This window comes from Catenibacterium sp., from assembly GCF_052354645.1.
Lineage (GTDB): Bacteria > Bacillota_I > Bacilli_A > Erysipelotrichales > Coprobacillaceae > Catenibacterium > Catenibacterium mitsuoka_A.
On sequence record NZ_DAWDDM010000319.1, the window covers coordinates 1 to 2130 of the forward strand.

At 34.4% G+C, this 2130-nt stretch carries 2 protein-coding genes; one reads left to right on the forward strand and one right to left on the reverse strand.

The features are described from left to right. The coding region (locus ACT8VG_RS10535; protein ID WP_444195843.1) for a hypothetical protein at positions 1 to 280 on the forward strand (280 nt) is incomplete at its 5' end. Between the two features lie 62 nt (positions 281 to 342). Here ACT8VG_RS10535 and ACT8VG_RS10540 read toward each other — a convergent pair. Further along, the coding region (locus ACT8VG_RS10540) for a ribonucleoside triphosphate reductase (protein ID WP_444195844.1) at positions 343 to 2130 on the reverse strand (1788 nt) is incomplete at its 5' end.

Below are 2130 nucleotides of genomic sequence, written 5' to 3' on the forward strand. Positions count from 1 at the left end.
TTCTCATGATATGACATATGATGAAGTCGTAGAAAGACTTGGTACACCCAAGGAAGTTATTATTAGTTACTATGAGCAGGAAGATATGGACAAACTGATTGAAAAAGCAAAGGTAAGAAGATTATTGAAGAATTTCTTATCAGTTGCGTTTGCTGTATTATTAGTATTCTTATGCTACAAAGCATATATTTATCAAAAGACTTTTGAAGAAGTAAGAGATTCAAAAAATGGATATTTTGAAGAAACAATAGAAGTCAAAGAAGACTATGAAATCAAATGATCTCACAGTCTTCTTTTTACTTTGAAAGAAATGGGCATCACTTTTAGTGATGTCCACTTTGGTTATGATCTTTCTTCTATATATTTTCTAATATTAGACACGTTCACATATTTTGCATAGCTCTTATCATTCGCAACGACAAGAGTAGGGGCCTGCATAACAGAGAATCTCTTTGTGAGGTCTACTTGTTCTTCTGCATCTATTAATTCATAGTCTACATGTTCATCTTCTAATATCTTCTTAATAATACGACAGTTAGGACATGTTTTTGTTGTGAATAAATAAAGCTTTTCATTCTGTATAACAGGTTGTACCTGTTCTTCTTTGATTTTCTTCATATGTCTGCCACTTAGTACTGAGTGACCCATATCATATGTTTTACGTTCCTTGAATTCCTGTGCTTTACCTTCATTCCAGTTCTTAACTGGTCTATAGTAACCTGTAATACGGCTCCATACTTCTGTTGGTTTACCGCATACAGGACATATAGGTTGTTCACCTACAAGATATCCATGATCTTCACAAATAGAATAAGTAGGTGAAATTGTATAATAAGGAAGTTTATAGTTTTCTGCAATCTTTCTTACAAGTGTTGCAGCACCTTTCCAGTCTGGTAGTTTTTCACCTAAGAAGGCATGGAATACAGTACCTGATGTATAAAGAGTCTGTAATTCATCCTGAATATCTAAGGCAGTAAATAAGTCATCTGTATAACCTACTGGTAAATGAGATGAGTTTGTATAGTAAGGTGTATTACCCTCTTTAGTGGCAGTAATGATATCTGGATATTTCTTCTTATCATGTTTCGCAAGACGATAAGATGTAGATTCTGCAGGTGTTGCTTCTAGGTTATATAAGTCACCATATTCTTCCTGATAGATGACTAATCTTTCACGCATATGGTTTAATACATCCTTCGCAAATTCCTGTGCATCTGTATGTGTTAAGTCTTCTTTAAGCCAGTTCGCATTGAGTGTGGCTTCATTCATACCTACTAAGCCAATAGTAGAGAAATGATTCTTAAATGAACCTAAATAACGTTTTGTATAAGGATAGAGACCTTCTTCTAATAACTTACTAATCACATCTCTTTTTACCTTTAATGATCTTGCAGCAAGATCCATTAAGTGATCTAATCTTTCATAGAACTCATGCTCATTATGAGATAAATAAGCAATACGTGGAAGGTTAATAGTAACGACACCTACTGATCCTGTTGATTCACCTGAACCAAAGAATCCTCCACTCTTTCTTCTTAATTCTCTTAAGTCAAGTCTTAATCGACAACACATTGATCTGACATCACTTGGTTCCATATCTGAATTAATATAGTTAGAGAAATATGGTGTACCAAACTTTGCAGTCATTTCAAATAATAGTTTATTATTTTCTGTTTCAGACCAATCAAAATCCTTTGTGATAGAGTAAGTAGGAATAGGGTACTGGAATCCACGACCATTCGCATCACCTTCAATCATGACTTCAATAAAGGCTTTATTGATCATATCCATTTCTTTCTGACAATCCTTATAACGGAAGTCCATTTCTTTTCCACCAACTATCGCATTGAGTTCAGCTAAATCATTTGGTACTGTCCAATCTAAAGTAATATTAGAGAAAGGAGCCTGTGTTCCCCAGCGTGAAGGTGTATTGACACCATAAATAAATGATTCAATACATTTCTTAACTTGATCATATGGAAGATTATCTACCTTCACAAATGGTGCCAAGTAAGTATCAAAAGAAGAGAAAGCCTGAGCACCTGCCCATTCATTCTGCATAATACCTAAGAAGTTCACCATCTGGTAACAATATGATGCAAGATGTTTAGCTGGTTTAGATGTAAGCTT